General features: G+C 69.7%; 2 protein-coding genes. Both read right to left on the reverse strand.

All coding sequences use genetic code 11. The features are described 5' to 3' along the window. Window positions 1-425: ABC transporter permease (locus tag ABEA26_RS36005; RefSeq protein ID WP_345598291.1), on the reverse strand; the 425-nt coding region annotated here is incomplete at its 3' end. Then, window positions 422-1,162, reverse strand: a 741-nt coding sequence (locus tag ABEA26_RS36010) for an ATP-binding cassette domain-containing protein (RefSeq protein WP_345598293.1), incomplete at its 5' end; no start/stop codon positions are given. The genes ABEA26_RS36010 and ABEA26_RS36005, both read right to left, overlap by 4 nt.

Genomic DNA, 1,162 nt, shown 5'->3' on the forward strand with positions numbered 1-1,162 from the left:
GTGGAGCGGAAGCCGATGGCCACGGCGACGGCACCGACGAGGACCACGCTGGCGACCGACTGCAGGACGCTGCCGACGACGTGCCCGACGAGTACGGAGCCGCGGTGGATGGCCATGGTGCGGAAGCGGGCGATGATGCCCTCGGTCATGTCGTTGGAGACGGATACGGCGGTGCCGATGGTGGTGCTGCCGATGGTCATCAGCAGCAGGCCCGGCACGAGGTAGGCGATGTACGCGGAGCGGTCCGCGCCGCCGTCACCGATGCCGGCGCTCATCGCGTCGCCGAAGACGTAGACGAAGAGCAGGAGCAGCATGATCGGCGTGAGCAGGAGGTTCAGGGTGAGGGACGGGTAGCGTCGGGCGTGCAGGAGGTTGCGGCGCAGCATCGTGTTCGAGTCGCGTACGGCGAGGGAGAAGGTGCTCATCGGGCGGTCTCCTCGGGCTGGGCGGGGGTGCCGGTGCTGTCGGTGAGGGCGAAGAAGACGTCGTCGAGGTCGGGGGTGTGCACGGTGAGTTCGTCGGCCTCGATGCCGGCGGAGTCCAGCCGGTCGAGGACGGTGCGCAGTTGGCGCTGGCTGCCGTCGCTGGGGATGTGGAGGGCCAGTGCGTCGTCGTCGCGGGTGGCCTCGTGCAGCGTGGTGGCGGCGGACCGGTGGGCGGCGGGGTCGGTGAAGCGGAGCCGGACGTGGCCGCCGGGGATGAGCCGCTTGAGCTCTTCGGTGGTGCCTTCGGCGGCGATCCGGCCGTCGTTGAGTACGGCGATGCGGTCGGCGAGTTCGTCGGCCTCCTCCAGGTACTGGGTGGTGAGGAAGGCCGTCACCCCGTCGGAGACCAGTTCGCGGATGATCTGCCACATGTTGTGGCGGGAGCGTGGGTCGAGGCCGGTGGTGGGCTCGTCGAGGAAGATGATGCGTGGGCTGCCGACGAGGGTCATGGCGATGTCGAGGCGGCGCTTCATGCCGCCGGAGTAGGTGGAGGCGGGCTTCTTCGCAGCCTCCGTCAGGTCGAAGCGCTCCAGCAGGGCGGCGGTGGCCCGCCGTCCCTCCTGTTTGGTCAGGTGGTGGAGGTCGGCCATGAGGAGCATGTTCTCCTCGCCGGTGATCAGGCCGTCGACGGCGGAGAACTGCCCGGTGACTCCGATCGCGGCGCGTACGGCCTGGGG

The sequence above is a fragment of the Streptomyces marokkonensis genome, from assembly GCF_039539045.1.
In the GTDB taxonomy this organism is placed as follows: Bacteria; Actinomycetota; Actinomycetes; order Streptomycetales; family Streptomycetaceae; genus Streptomyces; species Streptomyces marokkonensis.